This window comes from Microbacterium jejuense, assembly GCF_019511665.1.
GTDB classification, from domain to species: Bacteria; Actinomycetota; Actinomycetes; order Actinomycetales; family Microbacteriaceae; genus Microbacterium; species Microbacterium jejuense_A.
Map to the genome: position 1 here is coordinate 118,349 of NZ_JAEUAW010000002.1, position 14,949 is coordinate 133,297.

At 70.8% G+C, this 14,949-nt stretch carries 18 protein-coding genes; 5 read left to right on the forward strand and 13 right to left on the reverse strand.

The window, feature by feature from the left end; genetic code table 11:
- Positions 1-45 precede the first annotated feature (45 nt).
- Positions 46-858 (reverse strand): MerR family transcriptional regulator, encoded by an 813-nt coding sequence (locus tag JNB62_RS02490; RefSeq protein WP_223230887.1) that lies wholly within the window; start codon positions 856-858, stop codon positions 46-48.
- Positions 842-1,387, reverse strand: a complete 546-nt coding sequence (locus tag JNB62_RS02495; RefSeq protein WP_220299304.1) for a VOC family protein — start codon at positions 1,385-1,387, stop codon at positions 842-844. The genes JNB62_RS02490 and JNB62_RS02495 overlap by 17 nt, the downstream gene beginning before the upstream one ends.
- Positions 1,388-1,478: 91 nt before the next feature.
- Here JNB62_RS02495 and JNB62_RS02500 point away from each other — a divergent pair, with 91 nt between their 5' ends.
- Together JNB62_RS02500 and JNB62_RS02505 are read left to right on the forward strand one after the other, a co-directional pair.
- Positions 1,479-1,946 (forward strand): SRPBCC family protein, encoded by a 468-nt coding sequence (locus JNB62_RS02500; protein ID WP_220299305.1) that lies wholly within the window; start codon positions 1,479-1,481, stop codon positions 1,944-1,946.
- Positions 1,947-1,950: 4 nt separating this feature from the next.
- Complete coding sequence (locus JNB62_RS02505) at positions 1,951-2,742, forward strand: SRPBCC domain-containing protein (RefSeq protein ID WP_220299306.1); 792 nt, start codon at positions 1,951-1,953, stop codon at positions 2,740-2,742.
- 15 nt (positions 2,743-2,757) lie between these two features.
- Here JNB62_RS02505 and JNB62_RS02510 read toward each other — a convergent pair whose 3' ends face one another.
- The 3 genes from JNB62_RS02510 to JNB62_RS02520 are packed head-to-tail and all read right to left on the reverse strand — an operon-like array spanning position 2,758 to position 3,898.
- Complete coding sequence (locus JNB62_RS02510; protein ID WP_220299307.1) at positions 2,758-3,234, reverse strand: hypothetical protein; 477 nt, start codon at positions 3,232-3,234, stop codon at positions 2,758-2,760.
- Complete coding sequence (locus JNB62_RS02515; protein ID WP_220299308.1) at positions 3,231-3,428, reverse strand: hypothetical protein; 198 nt, start codon at positions 3,426-3,428, stop codon at positions 3,231-3,233. Before JNB62_RS02515 ends, JNB62_RS02510 begins: the two co-directional genes overlap by 4 nt.
- Positions 3,429-3,454: 26 nt before the next feature.
- Positions 3,455-3,898 carry a VOC family protein gene (locus tag JNB62_RS02520; RefSeq protein WP_220299309.1) on the reverse strand — a complete coding sequence of 148 codons (444 nt, stop codon included), beginning with the start codon at positions 3,896-3,898 and terminating at the stop codon, positions 3,455-3,457.
- A gap of 130 nt (positions 3,899-4,028) precedes the next feature.
- Here JNB62_RS02520 and JNB62_RS02525 point away from each other — a divergent pair, with 130 nt between their 5' ends.
- Positions 4,029-4,577, forward strand: a complete 549-nt coding sequence (locus JNB62_RS02525; protein ID WP_220299310.1) for a CGNR zinc finger domain-containing protein — start codon at positions 4,029-4,031, stop codon at positions 4,575-4,577.
- A gap of 12 nt (positions 4,578-4,589) precedes the next feature.
- On the opposite strand, the gene JNB62_RS02530 is transcribed toward JNB62_RS02525, so the two are convergent.
- Positions 4,590-5,030: a VOC family protein gene (locus JNB62_RS02530; RefSeq protein WP_220299311.1), complete on the reverse strand. Its 441-nt coding sequence runs from the start codon at positions 5,028-5,030 to the stop codon at positions 4,590-4,592.
- 74 nt (positions 5,031-5,104) lie between these two features.
- A complete protein-coding gene (locus JNB62_RS02535; RefSeq protein WP_220299312.1) occupies positions 5,105-6,838 on the reverse strand; it encodes an L-aspartate oxidase in 1,734 nt (577 codons plus the stop codon).
- Between the two features lie 71 nt (positions 6,839-6,909).
- On the opposite strand from JNB62_RS02535, the gene JNB62_RS02540 reads away from it, so the two are divergent.
- Together JNB62_RS02540 and JNB62_RS02545 are read left to right on the forward strand one after the other, a co-directional pair.
- Positions 6,910-7,887 carry a LysR family transcriptional regulator gene (locus JNB62_RS02540; RefSeq protein ID WP_374450199.1) on the forward strand — a complete coding sequence of 326 codons (978 nt, stop codon included), beginning with the start codon at positions 6,910-6,912 and terminating at the stop codon, positions 7,885-7,887.
- Between the two features lie 50 nt (positions 7,888-7,937).
- A complete protein-coding gene (locus JNB62_RS02545; protein ID WP_220299314.1) occupies positions 7,938-8,225 on the forward strand; it encodes a DUF1905 domain-containing protein in 288 nt (95 codons plus the stop codon).
- A 32-nt stretch (positions 8,226-8,257) separates the two neighbouring features.
- Here the strand turns inward: JNB62_RS02545 and arr are convergent, their stop codons facing one another.
- From arr to JNB62_RS02575, 6 genes are read right to left on the reverse strand one after another with little or no spacing between them, the layout of a single operon-like run.
- The gene (gene arr / locus JNB62_RS02550; protein WP_220299315.1) at positions 8,258-8,668 is read right to left on the reverse strand and encodes an NAD(+)--rifampin ADP-ribosyltransferase; all 411 of its coding nucleotides are present in this window, start codon (positions 8,666-8,668) and stop codon (positions 8,258-8,260) included.
- Between the two features lie 27 nt (positions 8,669-8,695).
- On the reverse strand, positions 8,696-9,628 hold the full coding sequence (locus JNB62_RS02555; RefSeq protein ID WP_220299316.1) for an ROK family protein: 933 nt from the start codon (positions 9,626-9,628) through the stop codon (positions 8,696-8,698).
- Between the two features lie 14 nt (positions 9,629-9,642).
- Entirely contained in the window at positions 9,643-10,356 is a 714-nt protein-coding gene (locus tag JNB62_RS02560) for a Type 1 glutamine amidotransferase-like domain-containing protein (protein WP_220299317.1), read from the reverse strand.
- Positions 10,353-13,112 (reverse strand): beta-mannosidase, encoded by a 2,760-nt coding sequence (locus tag JNB62_RS02565; RefSeq protein ID WP_220299318.1) that lies wholly within the window; start codon positions 13,110-13,112, stop codon positions 10,353-10,355. Before JNB62_RS02565 ends, JNB62_RS02560 begins: the two co-directional genes overlap by 4 nt.
- Before the next feature lie 3 nt (positions 13,113-13,115).
- The gene (locus JNB62_RS02570) at positions 13,116-13,952 is read right to left on the reverse strand and encodes a carbohydrate ABC transporter permease (RefSeq protein WP_220299319.1); all 837 of its coding nucleotides are present in this window, start codon (positions 13,950-13,952) and stop codon (positions 13,116-13,118) included.
- Entirely contained in the window at positions 13,949-14,914 is a 966-nt protein-coding gene (locus JNB62_RS02575) for a carbohydrate ABC transporter permease (protein ID WP_220299320.1), read from the reverse strand. The genes JNB62_RS02570 and JNB62_RS02575 overlap by 4 nt, the downstream gene beginning before the upstream one ends.
- Positions 14,915-14,949: the final 35 nt, after the last annotated feature.

Sequence of the window (14,949 nt, forward strand, 5' to 3'; positions counted from 1 at the left end):
TCCAGAACCCCCGGTCTCGTCGAGACCGGGGGTTCTGCGCGTCGCTCACCGCCAGACGGCCTGGTCGGGATCGATCCCGTGCGCTCGCGCGGACTCCTCGATGATGCGGGCGAACCACGAGGCGAGGCCCGGGCGGATGCCGTCGTAGTGTGCGGCGAAGCCCGGGTCGGACGCGAACATGCGTCCGAGGCACACCTGCATCTCGCGCGAGAGCGGGAAGAAGTGCGAGAAGATCTCGCGGTGCCGCTCGGCGAGTGCGCCGGCGTCGTCGCTCCCCGGCTCGACGCCCGCGTCGAGGGCGTCCCCGAGCGCCTGCTGCAGGGCCGCCATGTCAGCGGCGAGCGCCTGCCACTCCGCCTTGGTACGGGATGCCGACCGCTCGGCGAACTGCGCCCACTGCAGGGTTCCGCCCCACGCGGCGCGCGCTCCGGCCGCGTCATCCGCGTCCCACGCCGGGCCGAACGACTCGGTCTGCTCCTCGGGACTCAGGAGGATGCCGCGCTCGTGGGCATCGGTCAGCCGCTCGAGCTGCTCGTCGAGCCGCCGCAGCTCCTCGATGCGGTCGGCCAGCTGTGCCCGCTGCGCACGCAGCGTCGTGCCGATGTCGGTCGTCGCGTCGTCGAGCACCTCCCGTACGGCGTCCAGCCCGAGCCCGGCATCCCGATACGCCACGATCCGCTCCAGACGCCCGAGGTCGGCGTCGGTGTAGATGCGGTAGCCGGCGGGCGTGCGCTCGGACGGAGACGCGAGGCCGATCTCGTCCCAGTGGTGGAGCGTGCGGACAGTCACGCCGAGCAGCTCGGCGACGGCCCCGACCGTCAGACCGTCGTCGATCCGCGGGTCAGCCATGGTGACCATTGTGACCCTCCTTCCTGCGGTCGGGGGCGACGATGCCGGCGGCTTCGAGGGCGCGGTTCTCGGGGCTGTCGGGGTCGATGTCCCTCGGCGCCGTGAGGACGACGCGCACACCCTCGGGGGTGCGCACCTCCACGTCACGGGTGTTCCAGGGCGTGTCGTACGGCCCGGTCACGCTGTCGGGCATCATGCTGCGGCACGCGCCCGCGACCTCGTCCAGCTGGCTCATGACGCACGAGAAGCTCACGGTGACGACCGCGCTCCCGGCCTCGTGCGTCGGCGTCCCAGCGGGCACGAGCAGGACGTCCTGGAACGCCCAGCGCCGCAGGTGCACCACCTGCCCGGGAATGCTGAACAGCTCGATGAAGCCCAGCCCGCGCACCCAGAAGTCCGTCGATGCCGCGAGATCGCCCGTCTCGATCTTCACGAACGCGGGCATCGCGTAGATACCGCGGAACACCTCGGGCGCGACGGCGGCAACGCCCCGCTCGGTGGTGGCTCCTCTGTCGAATGCGTCGAAATACTCGCTCATGTCGTCAGGCTCGTGCCTCACGTTGCGTCATGGTCAAGTCCACGAGAGAAAACAGTTGACACATTCGTCTAGACGAATATATTGTGATGCCATGACCGAGATCATCGAACGCACCGTCACCGCCTCGCCCGCTCGCGTGTGGGAGCTCTGGACCACCGCCGAGGGCATCTCGTCCTGGTGGGCGCCCGAGGGGTTCCGCACCGACGTCACGAAGATCGAGCTGCAGCCGGGCGGCGAGCTCGTCTACACGATGACCGCGACCGCCCCCGAGCAGATCGCCTTCATGGAGCAGTACGGGATGCCGCTGACCACCGAATCCCGCAAGCACTTCACCGAGCTCGACGAGCCGCGCCGACTGGCGTACCGGTCGGTCGTCGACTTCGTGCCCGACCACGAGCCGTACGAGCAGCTCACGGTCGTCGAGCTGTCGCCCGTCGAGGAGGGCACGCGCATCGTCATGCAGATGGAGCCGATGCACGACGAGGTGTGGACCGAGCGGCTGGTCGCGGGTCGCGCGAACGAGCTCGACAACCTGGCCGCGCTCGTGGCGCAGGACTGATCGCGTGGAGGCTCCGCAGGTTCAGCCCCAGCTCGCGACGATCGCAGAGCCGACGCGCTTCCGCATCGTCCAGCTGCTGTCGACACGTGCGTGCACGGTCGGTGAGGTGGCCGAGCACCTCGGTGCTCTGCAGCCTCAGACGACCAAGCACCTCCAGGCTCTCGAAGCCGCGGGCGTCATCCGCGTGCACAGGCTGGGGCGCCGACGCGTGGCGCGGCTCGACCGCGGCACGATGTCGGCGCTGTCGGAGTTCTTCGGCGGCCTGGCGTCACCCGCGGGCGACGACACCGTGCTCGACGAGTACGAGGCCGCGATCGTCCGTGAGACGGCACGGCCCGTCGGCGACGACGGCGCCCGCACGCTGGAGTTCGACCGGCAGCTGGCCGCGACCGTCTCGGATGTCTGGCGAGCCTGGACCGACCCGGAGCGCGCGGTCCGGTGGTGGGCGCCGCAGCATTTCGAGGTGGATGCCTGGGAGCTCGACCCCCGTGCGGGCGGCGCCATCCGGTTCGTGCTGCGCGAAGGCGCCGGGGCGACCTACGCATCGACCGGCGTCGTCGACGAGGTCGAGCCCGGCGCGCGTCTCGTCTTCCGCCTGGCTCCCGTGGGAGCCGACGGTCTGCCGCTGTTCGCCGCGCGGCACACGGTGACGCTCACGGGGTCGGGCGAGACGACAGCGCTGCGCCTGCGCATCGACGTGTCGGACGTCCGCTCCGAGGCCGCTCCCGCGGTCGCCGGCCTCGAGCCGGGCTGGACGCAGCTGCTCGACGCGCTGCGCCTCACCGTCGAGGGCTGACCGGGGCTCCGCCTCTCACCAGTCCCCGTCAGCGCCCAGGTCGAGGCCGCTGAGGTCGAGATCGCCGAGGTCGACGGTTGTGCCCGGATCGGCTGCCATGCTGGACTCGCGGCCGGTCGACGCCGAGCCGGACGACGGCGCGGTGAGCACCAGGCTCGACGCCCACACCAGCGACGCCGTCACGAGCGAGGCCGCGAGCAGCACGGCCGTCCACGTGCGCCCCGACCAGGAGGAGCGGTCGGGGGGAGGTTCGGCATCCCTTCGCGGCACCCGCGGAGCGACGGCGGGAGCCGCAGGAGCAGGGCGGGGAGCCGACGACCCCGCCCCCTCGTCCACGAGCAGACCGACCAGCACGTCGAGCTGGCCGGGGGTCAGCTCGTCGAAGGCCGCAGCGAGCTCGGGCGTGAGGGCCGAGCCGCTGTCGCGCAGCGCGACGAGGTAGCGAGCGAGCGCCGCTTCGTCGGCGAGTTCCAGGCGCCGGTCGGCGTTCACGGCTCGCTCCGGACGATCGCGTGGCCGGCCGCGGCGAGGTCGCGCGCCATATAGGCCGCGTACCAGCGCGGCCAGTCCTCGTCGTACACACCGCCGAGGTCGTCGCGCTCGTGCACGCCGTGCGCGGCGGCGGTGCGGATCAGCAGCTCACGCAGGAAGGTCTCGGTGTCGGCCACCGGTGTCTCGTGCGACATCGTCGTGCTTCGTCTCACCTGGAGGATCAGCGGCCCGGGGCCCGCGTGACGATCTGCTGAAGCACCCAGCCGTTGCCGTCGGGATCGGCGAACGAGGCATACGTGCCGTAGCTGTCAGTGGCGGGGTGCGGACCGGCGACGCGGTTCTCGGTGCCCGCCCAGTGGAAGATGCCGTCGGCGTCGTGCCACAGGTCGCTGACCTCGGCACCGCCGGCGATGAGCTCCTCGCGCGCTGCTGCGATGTCGGCCGTGATGAGGTGCAGCCCCTGCGTGGAGCCCGGCTCGGCCGTCGTGAGCTTGTCACCGAAGATGATGGATGCCGCCGACCCGGGCGGAGTGACCTGCACGACGCGCAGCCCCCGCTCGGAGCGGAAGTCGGCATCGAGCCGGAACCCGATCCCCTCGTAGAACGCCTTCGCACGGTCCACGTCCGAGACGGGGATGACGACGACTTCGAGCTTCAGGTCCATGATCTCTCCTCAGGTTGCGACCGGATCGTCACCGGTTTGAACGGTGACTACTCTGCCGTCATTCCCGTCACCTGTCAAACAGGTGATGCAGTTCGACCCTCGCCGGCGTGTCACCTGTCAGAATGGTGATGTGATTCACGCCTTCCCCTGCGGCACGCTCGCCCTCGACTTCGTCGGAACGCTGCGCGCGCGCCGCAACACCGAGCCCACCGAGAAGCTCGCCGCGACGACCGACCTCGACGCCTGGTTCACCGAGTCGGGGCTGGCGCCGCGGGTCGAGGCATCCTCTCCTGCCGACCTCGACGCCGCCGTCGACGTGCGCGAGGCGATCTACGCGCTCGTGTGGGCACGCCTGCACGATCGGGCGCTGCCGCCCGACGCCGTCGCCGCCGTCAATGCGGTCGCGGCGGAGCCGCCGCTCACCGCCGCCCTCACCTCCGACGGCTGGGCCCGGTCGGGCACGCCGCGGCAGGCGCTGTCGCACCTCGCGCGCGAGGCCGTCGAGATCATCGGCGGCGACCAGGCCGCGCTGCTGCGCGAGTGCTCCCGCCCCGAGTGCACGCAGGTTTACCTCGACACGTCGCGCGGCCACCGCCGCGAGTGGTGCTCGATGGCCACGTGCGGCAGCCGCATGAAGGCCAAGGCCTACCGCGAGCGCCGCAAGGCCGACGCGGCCTGACTGGCGTCGGCTTCAGCTCAAGCGCTCGGCGAGCGCAACGGTGATCCCCTCGGGGCCACGGACGTAGGCCATGAGCCACACGCCCTCGTACTCGCCGATGCCGCCGATGAGTCCGTAGCCCTCGTCGGCGAGGCGCGCGACCTCTGCCCTGAGGTCGTCCACCTGGAAGGCGATGCTGCGCAGTCCGAGCTCGTTCGCCATTGCCGCGGGCGACCCCTCGACCGGCTCCGGACGCACGAAGCTCGACAGCTCGACGCTCGTCCCGCCGCCCGGCGGGTGCAGCATCACGATCTCGGTGCGCGAGTCCGGGATGCCGCACACCGTGTCGAGGAACTCCCCCTCGACGAACGTGCGGCCCTCGACCTCGAGCCCCAGCGCGACGAAGAACGCCGCCGCCGCATCGAGGTCGCGGACCGTCACGCCCACGTGGTCGAAGGTGGTGATCGGCGCCATGGCGTGGCCTCCTCGGCTCGTCGTGCGGGGGGTGCACGTCGGAGCCTACGGCCGCGCCATGGCGCCGTCGACCCCTACTCGACGAGCTTGCCGACGACCGACACCTCGCGCATGAGGGCGGCGATCTCGTCCGGGATGGGCGGGATCTCCTCGCGCACGACGCCCGTCCCGGGCGACCACACCAGATTCACCTGGAGTGCGGGATCCAGATCCGGGTAGTCGCTGCGGTTGTGGCATCCACGGGTCTCACGTCGCTCGAGAGCAGCTTCGAGCGTCGCACGGGCGGCGAGCGCCGCGGACTTGAGGTCGAACGCGTGCGCGAGGTCGTGGTACCCGGCGATGTCGGGGTGCACGCCGATGTCGGCCATGCGCGCCTCGATGGCGTCGAGCTCGACCAGGCCCTGGCGCAGGCCCTCCTCGTCGCGCACGACACCGGCATACTCGGTCATGACGTCGCGGATCGCGCGCTGCAGGGCGCGGACGTTCTCGGTTCCGGATGCCGCCAGCAGCTCCGCGATCTCGGCCCGTGCCGTCTCGACCGACGCCGCCGAGCGCTTCTGCGCCGGCAGGGCTGCCGAGTACGCCGCAGCCGCCTGGCCGACGATGCGGCCGAAGACCAGCAGCTCGATGAGCGAGTTGCCGCCGAGGCGGTTCGCGCCGTGGAGGCCCGACGACGCCTCGCCGATCGCGTACAGGCCGGGCACGTCCGTGGAGTGGTCGGACGAGCGGACCCACACGCCGCCCATCGAGTAGTGCGCGGTCGGCGCGATCTCGATCGGCTCCTTCGTGATGTCGAGCATCTGCAGCTCGAGCATCGTCTGGTACACGCGGGGCAGGCGGGTCATGATGACCTCGCGCGGCAGGTGCGAGACGTCGAGCCACACGCCGCCGTTGGGGGTGCCGCGGCCCTCCTTGATCTCGGTGTAGCAGGCGAGTGCGACGCGGTCGCGGGTCGAGAGCTCGAGGCGCTCGGGGTCGTACTTGTGCATGAACCGCTCGCCCAGGCCGTTGCGCAGGATGCCGCCCTCGCCTCGGGCGGCTTCCGAGATCAGCGTGCCGGCGGCGTTCTCGGGCTCGATGATGCCGCTCGGGTGGAACTGCACGAGCTCGGGGTCGCGCAGCCGCCCTCCGGCCTCGACGGCCAGGCGGAACGAGTCGCCGGTGTTCTCGTCGCGGCGCGACGACGTGCGGCGCCAGATGCGGTTGTGGCCGCCGGCGGCCAGGATGACGGCATCCGCGTGGATCAGGTAGCGCGTGCCGTCTTCGAGGTCGAACCCGTAGGCGCCGAACACGGCGCCGTCATCGTTGACGAGGATGCGCGTGACGTAGACCGTGTCGAGGATCGGCACCTCCAGCTGCGCGGCGCGGTTGATGAGGGTGCGCTGGATCTCGAGGCCCGTGTAGTCGCCGGCGAACGCCGTGCGGCGGTAGGTGTGCGCGCCGAAGAAGCGCTGCGAGATGCGCCCGTCCTCCTCGCGGGCGAACGGCATGCCGTAGCGCTCGAGGTCGTCGATGCCCTGGGCCGCGCCCTTCGTCACGACCTCGACGGTCTCGGGGTTGGCGAGCAGGTAGCTCTCTTTGAGGGTGTCTGCGGCATGCTGCTGCCACGTGTCTTCCGGGTCCATGGTGGCCAGCGACGCGTTGATGCCGCCGGCGGCGAGGGACGTGTGGGCGTCGGACTTGGGGCGCTTGCCGAGCGCGAGCACGTCGACGCCCGCCTCGGCGAGCTCGATGGCGGCGCGCAGGCCCGAGCCGCCGGTGCCGATGACGAGGACGGTGGTGGACAGCTGGCGTTCTGAAGTCTTCACGCGTTCGACGGTAGGCGCGCTCGTTCGATTACTCCAATGCATATTCCTGCTGGGATCGATGCGCGTAGGCTATAGATGTGAATCTGGAGCAGCTGCGCGCGTTCGTCGAGGTCGCCCAGGTCGGCAACTTCACACGCGCAGCCGAGCGTCTGCACCTGGCGCAGCCGTCGCTGAGCCGCCAGATCACGACCCTCGAGCAGGACTTGGGCACGGAGCTGTTCCACCGCGCGCGGCGCGGCAGCACGCTCACCGTCGCCGGCGAATCGCTGCTTCCCCTCGCGCGGCGCATGCTGGCCGACGCCGACTCGGTCCGCCGTGAGCTCGCCGAGCTGGCCGGCCTGCAGCGCGGGCGCGTGCGGCTCGGCGCCACCCCGACGCTGTGCGTCAGCCTCGTCGCCGAGGTGTTCGCCGCCTTCCACGCGGCGCATCCGGGCATCGAGCTGCACCTGTCCGAGAACGGCTCGCGGCGCCTGCTCGAAGAGCTGGGTGCGGGCGAGCTCGACCTCGCGCTCATCACGACCTCGCACGGCGTGGCCACCGACCGCTTCACCGTCGCCCCACTGCTGGTCGAGGAGCTGGTGGTCGTGTCGTCTCATGCGGTGCCGCCGGTGACGGCGCACGACGCCATCTCGCTCGCCGAGGTGGCCGCGCTCCCCCAGATCGTGTTCAGCCCGACGTACGACCTGCGCGCGACGACCGACGCGGCCTTCCGGGCCGCGGGTGTCACGCCGGCGGCCGTCGTGGAAGGAGCCGAGATGGATGCCGTCCTGCGATTCGTCGAGCGGGGCCTCGGCGTCGCGATCGTCCCGGCGATGGTGCTCATCGAGCGCCCGGGCCTGCGCTCCGTGCGCCTGCGCGAACCGACCCTCACCCGCACGATCAGCGTCGCGCGCCCCGCCGACATCGCTCCGGCCGCGGCGGTGCGGGTGCTCCAGCGCACCATCGCGCGGACCGCGGCCGACCTGGCCGCGGCCGCCGCCGACACGATGCGGCTCGCCGACGCGGTCGACGATGTCGATCGGGGCGGGGATCGATCGTCATCCCCGTGAGGGCCGGCCACGGGACATACTCGTGGAGACGGCACCGACGGAGGAACATCATGAGTCACACGACCGGACCGCTCGACATCCGCTTCACCGCCACGCTCGGCAAGGTGCGCGAAGGCGACACCTGGACCTGCGTGCAGCTGCCGGACTCCGCGAGGATCTTCGGCACCCGTGGCCTCGTCAAGGTCGCCGGCACCGTGGACGGTCAGCCGTTCGAAGGCGCATTCATGGCCCTCGGCGACGGCACCCACAAGCTGCCGATCGCCGGGACGATCCGCAAGGCGATCGGCAAGACCCACGGCGACGACGTCGACATCCACCTCACCGAGCGGCGATCCTGACGCCCCGCGCGCCGGGTCCTGCCCGCCGAGGTTCAGTTGATGATCTCACCGCGTTCGTCGGCGGCCAGCTCGGCGAGGCGGTCCCGCCACTGCTGCAGCGCCTCCGAGGTCAGCCGCGTCCAGTCCTGGACTTCGCCGACGATGCGCAGCGGCTCGGTGCTGCGGTACGAGCGCGTCGGATTGCCGGGGAACTTCTTGTCGGTCACGTTCGGATCGTCCTCGAACGGGCCAGTCGGCTCCACGAGGTAGACCCGCGGCTCGCCCTCTCCGGCGGCGAGCTCGGCGGCGAGCCCGGCGCCGTCGCGGAGGGCGGTGAAGTAGATGTGGTTCATCACGACCTCGGGGCGGTAGTTCGAGCGGAAGCCCGCCGTCAGGAGGTCGCCCTCCCGCAGATCGGCCTTCGTGCCGTGGAAGAACGGCCCTTCGTCCAGCGGTTGCGTCACGCCGACAGCCTACGGTCGGCGTCCGCGTCACGCAGCGCAGCCTGTTTCGGCGATCAGACCCCCGTGCACGAGATACGCGGCCCCGAGGAGGGGCGCCCGGCCGTCGAGCGGCGAGCCCAGCACCTTCACCTCCGCGGCGTGCGGCAACGGCGCGTGCCGCCGCACACTCGCACGGACGACGTCGATGTAGTCCGCCGCGACGTTGACGAAGCCACCGGCGACCACGGCCACTTCGAGGTCGAGGAGCGCCGCCGTGCTGGCGATGCCTTCGCCGACCGCAGACGCGGACCGATGGACGGCCGCGCGGGCGATGGCGTCGCCGGCGGCGTACGACGCTGCGAGCTCCTCGCCGCTTCGGCCCGCCCAGCCCTGCGAGCGAGCCCACTCGACCGTCGACGGACCGGACGCGAGCGCCTCCAGCGTCCCGTCGAGCACCTGGTCACCCGGCACGCGCAGACGTATCTGCCCCACGTGCCCGGCGTTGCCGGTGCGGCCCGTGACGACGTGCCCGTCCAGCAGCAGTCCACCGCCGACGCCCGTCGACACCACCATCGCCAGCGCGTTGCGCGCTCCCTGCGCCGCCCCCAGCCAGTGCTCGGCCATCATCAGGCACGCCCCGTCGAGCGCGAGCCGCACCGGCACTCCCGGTACGACGCGGCGAAGCGCGCCCACCACTTCGAGGTGCGCACCACCGGGCAGGTTGAGCGGCGAGGTGGTGCCCGCGATCGCGTCCACCGGGCCGGCGGATCCCGCGCCGACGCCGGTGATCACCGCGGCCGGCGCGCTGTCGACGGCCGCTGTGGCAGCCTCGCGGATCGCGGCGAGCAGCTCTTCGCGCGTCGCCGCACGACCCGTGGCGCGACGGTGTCGCGAACCCTCGAGGAACGCACCCGTCGCGTCGACGAGGGCCGCCTCGACCTTCGTGCCCCCGATGTCGACAGCCAGCGCGACGTGAGACATGTGCTGCGGACCCCTCATTTCACGAGGCGGGCGTCGACGCGCTGTTCCGCGACGCCACCCTCTCGGTGGACGCGGTGCACGACGGCGCCGTCGATCTCGGTCAGGAACTCGACCGGGTCCGCACCCGAGTACAGGACCGCCGTGCCCTCTTCGAGACCGAATCCGGTCGGCAGGGCGCCCGACGCGACCGCCCGCTGCAGGGCCGGTCGGCGATCGGGCTGCGAGTCGTAGTGGACGCCGAGCGCGTACGGCACGAGAGCAAGTCCGTCATCGATGACGGACACGGGGCCGAAGGTCGACGTCGGCCCGCCGACGTGCCAGCAGAGCGCGCCCGCGGACGTGCCGGCGAGGAGGATCCCCGACTCCCACGCCTCGCGCATCACGTCGTCGAGCCCGTGCGTGCGCCACACCGCCAGCAGATTGGCTGCGCTGCCGCCGCCCACCCAGACCAGATCGCTGTCGAGCACGGCATCGCGCAGGTCGGGCTGATTGCGCCCGAAGAGCCGGATATGGACGGCATCCACTCCCGCTCGCGCCGCGGCGGCGAGCTCGCGCCCCTCGTCGACGCGCTGGTCGCCCGAGGCCGTGTTGACGAACGCCACGCGGATGCGGCGCCCGCTGACGCCGGTCAGCTCGAGTGCATGGCGCTGCAGCGGGCTGAACTCGACATCTCCCCAGCGAGCGGGGCTCCAGCCGCCGCACGTGGCGAGGATCCGCCGCTCGGTCATGACGGCCGCACCGCGTCGGCGTTCCAGGCACGCACCGAGAGTCGGTCGAGCGACGCCCCGCCCGCATCGAAGGCCACGCGCCGCGACGCGCCGGCCGCGAGGCCGAACGCATTGTCGTCGAGCACGCGCCCGACGTCGTGCGGAAAGCCGTCGATCAGCACGAGCGGCGCAGGATGCGGGCCGAGGTTGCTCACCACGAGCGCGTCGCCCTCGATCCGCGCGGCGAGCCGCGTGCGCGGCAGCTCCCGCAGCGGGGAGGTGCCGTCGGCGTACGGCGCGAGCAGCTCCGCGACCGGCCGGTCGGCCAGGCTGTCGAGCGGCTGTTCCTCGAGCTCTCGTACCGCGGCGCTCTTGGGCTGGTGGTTGAACGGGTACCAGGCCGACGAGACGAAGGCTCCGTCGGCCGCCGTCAGCTCGACCGAGAGCACGAGGGGATCAAGACGCACGCCCACGAGTCCGACGGCGAGCTCGAAGGCGTCCACGCGGCCGTCGGCGCCGATGTCGATCTGTTCCGCGCGCGTCGCGATCACCTGCAGGTCGGCGTCGTACAGCCGGACCTCCAGCCGCAGACCGCGCACCTCGGCGGGGGTGTCATTGGAGACATGGATGCCGGCGCGGAAGGTGTCGCCGGCCGCCCAGTCGAGCCGGTCGTACACCGCGTAGGCCGACAGCGGGGCTCCGAACTGCTTCGCGCGGTAGTACGAGAGCTTCGGCACGCCGTAGTAGTCGATGACGGCCCACGACGCACCGGGGAACGCCTCGCCGACCTTGTAGAACCAGTACGCCGACGTCTCGGTGCCGCTGTGCGCGCGGATGCGCTCGGACGCGAACCGCAGCGCGTCGCCCTGCGCCAGCTGCGAGTACTCGATGAACGTGGGCCAGTCGCGGATCGGTCCGTAGTGCGCGTAGCGCGCCTGCTTGAACAGGTCGAAGAGCGAGAACTGCGCCTGGTGCTGCAGGATCGCACCGTGCTCGGGCGGTGGCCACTGCTCGAGCAGCGCGCCGTCCAGGAACCGGTGCATGCTCGTGAGATCGCACTGGCTCGACAGGCCGTACTCGCCGAAGACCGGCGGCACGTGATCGCGGTACGCCTCGACCGGCATCCCCTCGTGGTACACGCCGTAGAAGTGCTCGCTCCCGCCCCAGGGGTCGGTCCGGTGGAACGGCCGCGACGGGTCGTATTGCGTCGCGCGGCGCCCGATGACGGTGAGCAGGTCGTCCGACGTGATGGTCGCGGGCTGCTCGTTGCCGCCGCCCCACATCACGAGCGAGGGGTGGTTGCGCAGCCGGCGCACGATGCGTCCGGCCTGCTCGTCGATCGTCGCGAGGTCGGCGCCGGTGGAGTCGAGTCCGAACGTGAGGGGGAACTCCTGCAGCACGAGGATGCCGCGTCGATCGCACTCCTCGTAGAATTCGTCGCTCTCGACCGTGCCACCGCCCCACGCGCGCAGCATCTGCAGGTTCGCACGTACGACGAGGTCGAGGATGTGCCGGTCCACGTCGAACCCCCGCCGGGCCATGGGATCGGTCCAGCACCAGTTCGCGCCCTTGAGGAACAGCTCGCGCCCGTTGACGACGAACCGCCAGTCGTACGTGTCGGCACCGCTGCGCGCGGCGAGCGCGCGCATGTGGACCGTGCGGATGCCGAACGCTGCGTCGACGGACTGCCCGGCGCCCGAGATCTCGACGGAGTACAGCGGCTGCTCGCCGTACCCGAACGGCCACCACGGCTGCGGCGAGGGGATGTCGAGCTCGACCTCGTGGCGCGTGAGCGGCGCGCGTGCCGCGACCTCGACATCGGCGCGGGCCACGACGACACCCGCGGGATCGCGCACGACCACGCGCAGCGGCAGATCGCCGTCAGCCTCGTCGTGGCGCACGACGTCCCACTGCACGCCGACGCGGGCTGCGGCATCCGTCAGCTCACGCGTGGTCACGTACGGATCGGCCAGCTCGATCCTGGGGACGGTCTCCAGGCGCACGCCGCGCCAGATCCCGATCGAGATGAGGTGCCCGTAGTGCCAGCCCCAGCCGGGCGACGGCTTCATCACGCCGTGCCAGTCGCGCGGCGGCGGGTCGATGCGCACCACGACCTCGTTCTCGGCGTCGATGCGCACGAGCGCTGTCACGTCGACCTCGGGGCCGCCGTACATGCCGGTGTGCCGAGCGACCGGCTCGCCGTTGAGGTACACCGAGGCCGCGTAGTCGATGCCGTCGAACGCGAGACGGATGCCGCGCCCGGCCCAGTGCGCGGGCACGGTGAACCTGCGGGCGTACCACCACTCCTGCTGCTCGACGCGCGTGCGGCGGAAGAACCACGGCCACTCGGAGGGCTCCCCGTGCTCGACGAGCTCGGCGTGGGTGTTGTCGTCGAGCAGCGGATCGGGAATGACGCCGGCCGCGACGAGGGCGCCCTGCACGGTGCCGGGCACGGTCGCCGCGATCCAGGCGGAGCGATCGGTGTCTTCGCGGTGCCAGCCGACCGGCTCGCGCCGTGCCGCCTCCGACCGGTCGCCCGCCCACCGGTCGATCGAGAACTCACGGCCCGGGAGCGCCCCGGCGAGCAGCCACTCTCCGTCGAGCGACAGCGTCTCTCGCCGCGCGTCCGTCACCGGCGATCCGTCGCTCCCGCCGGCAAGCGACGCGCCGCGGGCGCGGCGGGGCGGGACGGCGGCGTGGACGTCGGTGAAGCGGTCGCCGAAGAGGGGCGAGTCCTGCCAGCGCCGCCGTTCGACGTCGTCGAGTGACGAGGCCACGCGCTACTTCACCGCACCCGCGTACAGGCCGCTGACGAAGTATCGCTGCGCGAAGATGAAGATCAACAGGATCGGAAGGCTCATGATGAGCACGGCTGCCATGATGTTGCCCCAGTCGGCCAGATACTGCGCCTTGAAGTACAGCACGCCGGTGGTGAGCGTGCGCTTGCCGGGGTCGGTGAGGAACAGCTGCGGGACGAGATAGTCGTTCCAGACCCCGACTCCCTGCAGCACCCAGAAGGTCGCGATCGCCGGACGGGCCAGCGGCAAGAAGATCTTCCAGAAGAGCTGGAAGTAGCCGGCGCCGTCGATGGTGGCCGCCTCGACGATCTCTTTCGGCACCTGGCGCATGAACGCGGCCATCAGGAAGACGCCGAACGGGATCGCCCCGGCGATGTAGATGAGGATGACACCCGCGTAGTTGTTGATGAGGCCGAGGTCGCGCACGACGCGGAACTGGGGCACGAGGGCGAGCTGCATGGGCAGGAAGATGCCTGCCGCGATGAGCAGGTACACACCGGAGCCGATGCGCGTGGCCGCACGCACGATGGCGTACGACGCGAGGGCGGCGACGATCGTCGCGATGGTCATGCTCACCACGGTCAGCAGGATCGAGTTGGCGAACAGGTTGGTGAAGTCGGCCTCGACCCACGACGTGATGAAGTTGTCGAACGTCGGCTGCTGCGGCAGGCCGGTCGGGTTGGTCAGCACCTCGAGGTTCGGCTTGAACGCCGTGATGACGATGATGACGATCGGGTAGATCATCAGGATGCTGAGCACGATCAGCAGCAGGTTGACCGGCACCCGCCGCGCCACCCGAAGCACGTTGCGGCTGGTCATCGGTCATCCTCCGCGATCTTGTTGTTGAGCTTGTTCTGCACGGCGGCGATCGCGATCAGCACGATCAGCACGAGCACCGCCATCGCCGACGCATACCCGAAGTTGTTGTTGACGAGCCCCTCTTGGAAGACCTGCGTCATATAGAGCTGGGTGGAGTTGCCCGGTCCGCCCTTCGTCATGAGGTAGACGGTGTCGAATGCGCGCAGCGCGCCGTTGATCGCGAGCACCAGCACGAGGCCGATCGACGGGATCATGAGGGGCAGGGTGATGTAGCGCAGCGTCTTCCACCCCCGCGCGCCGTCGACGCGAGCGGCTTCGAGGATCTCGGACGGGATGGTGCTCAGGCCCGCGAGGAAGATCACGATGTTGAAGCCGAGGCCGCTCCACAGGTCGACGAGGATGACGCTGTACAGGGCCAGGTCGTAGTTGCCGAGCCAGTCCTGCGCCAAGGCGCCCAGCCCGATGTTGCGCAGGATCGTGTTGAACGTCCCCGAGGTGGGGTCGTACATGAAGCTCCACGTGAAGACGATCGCGACCGGGCTGATCACCATGGGTGCGAAGAAGATCGCGCGGTAGATGTTGCCGAGCATCAGCTGGCGGTGCAGCAGCACGGCGATGAGGAACGCTAGGACCGTCTGCACCACGATCTTGAAGAACGCGTAGATCGCGGTGTTGCCGACGGCCTCCATCAGCACCGGGTCGCCCGAGAAGATGCGCACGAAGTTGTCGAGGCCGACGAACTCCCACGGCTGGTTGAAGCCCCGCGCGTCGGTGAAGCTCGCCACCACGACCTGGATCATGGGGTACACCGTGAACAGCAGGTACAGGATCAGCGCCGGAGAGACGGCGATCCAGAACTTGCCGGCCGAGCTGCGGTCTGTCCAGAGCCGGCGCTTCAGCGAGCGCGTGGTGCCGGGATCGTCGACCGCGAGGACGCGAACGTCGTCTACGCGTGTGCTCATGTTCGATTCCGTTCGTCTGCGGGCCACCGCGTCAT

What these genes read in the sequence shown, in the direction of transcription:
- JNB62_RS02490 (WP_223230887.1), bottom strand. Translation starts at nt 858, where the DNA reads ATGGTCACCATGGCTGACCCGCGGATCGACGACGGTCTGACGGTCGGG.
- JNB62_RS02495 (WP_220299304.1), bottom strand. Translation starts at nt 1,387, where the DNA reads ATGAGCGAGTATTTCGACGCATTCGACAGAGGAGCCACCACCGAGCGG.
- JNB62_RS02500 (WP_220299305.1), top strand. Translation starts at nt 1,479, where the DNA reads ATGACCGAGATCATCGAACGCACCGTCACCGCCTCGCCCGCTCGCGTG.
- JNB62_RS02515 (WP_220299308.1), bottom strand. Translation starts at nt 3,428, where the DNA reads ATGTCGCACGAGACACCGGTGGCCGACACCGAGACCTTCCTGCGTGAG.
- JNB62_RS02520 (WP_220299309.1), bottom strand. Translation starts at nt 3,898, where the DNA reads ATGGACCTGAAGCTCGAAGTCGTCGTCATCCCCGTCTCGGACGTGGAC.
- JNB62_RS02530 (WP_220299311.1), bottom strand. Translation starts at nt 5,030, where the DNA reads ATGGCGCCGATCACCACCTTCGACCACGTGGGCGTGACGGTCCGCGAC.
- JNB62_RS02545 (WP_220299314.1), top strand. Translation starts at nt 7,938, where the DNA reads ATGAGTCACACGACCGGACCGCTCGACATCCGCTTCACCGCCACGCTC.
- JNB62_RS02555 (WP_220299316.1), bottom strand. Translation starts at nt 9,628, where the DNA reads ATGTCTCACGTCGCGCTGGCTGTCGACATCGGGGGCACGAAGGTCGAG.
- JNB62_RS02560 (WP_220299317.1), bottom strand. Translation starts at nt 10,356, where the DNA reads ATGACCGAGCGGCGGATCCTCGCCACGTGCGGCGGCTGGAGCCCCGCT.
- JNB62_RS02570 (WP_220299319.1), bottom strand. Translation starts at nt 13,952, where the DNA reads ATGACCAGCCGCAACGTGCTTCGGGTGGCGCGGCGGGTGCCGGTCAAC.
- JNB62_RS02575 (WP_220299320.1), bottom strand. Translation starts at nt 14,914, where the DNA reads ATGAGCACACGCGTAGACGACGTTCGCGTCCTCGCGGTCGACGATCCC.